The sequence below is a fragment of the Staphylococcus sp. HMSC061G12 genome (assembly GCF_001838465.1).
Lineage (GTDB): Bacteria > Bacillota > Bacilli > Staphylococcales > Staphylococcaceae > Staphylococcus > Staphylococcus simulans.
On record NZ_KV837014.1, the window covers coordinates 1 to 597 of the forward strand.

At 26.6% G+C, this 597-nt stretch carries 1 protein-coding gene; it reads right to left on the reverse strand.

What is annotated here, in order from left to right:
- The coding region (gene erm, locus HMPREF2937_RS00865; protein ID WP_070863824.1) for a 23S ribosomal RNA methyltransferase Erm at positions 1–514 on the reverse strand (514 nt) is incomplete at its 3' end.
- Between the last annotated feature and the right edge of the window lie 83 nt (positions 515–597).

The following is a 597-nucleotide window of genomic DNA, read 5'->3' on the forward strand; positions in this document are numbered from 1 at the left end:
AGCTATTCACTTTAGGTTTAGGATGAAAATATTCTCTTGGAACCATACTTAATATAGAAATATCAACTTCTGCCATTAAAAGTAATGCCAATGAGCGTTTTGTATTTAATAATCTTTTAGCAAACCCGTATTCCACGATTAAATAAATCTCATCAGCTATACTATCAAAAACAATTTTGCGTATTATATCTGTACTTATGTTATAAGGTATATTACCAAATATTTTATAGGATTGGTTTTTAGGAAATTTAAACTGCAATATATCCTTGTTTAAAACTTGGAAATTATCGTGATCAACAAGTTTATTTTCTGTAGTTTTGCATAATTTATGGTCTATTTCAATGGCAGTTACGAAATTACACCTCTGTACTAATTCAAGGGTAAAATGGCCTTTTCCTGAGCCGATTTCAAAGATATTATCATGTTCATTTAATCTTATATTTGTCATTATTTTATCTATATTATGTTTTGAAGTAATAAAGTTTTGACTGTGTTTTATATTTTTCTCGTTCATTATAACCCTCTTTAATTTGGTTATAATGAATTTTGCTTATTAACGATTCATTATAACCACTTATTTTTTGTTTGGTTGATAAT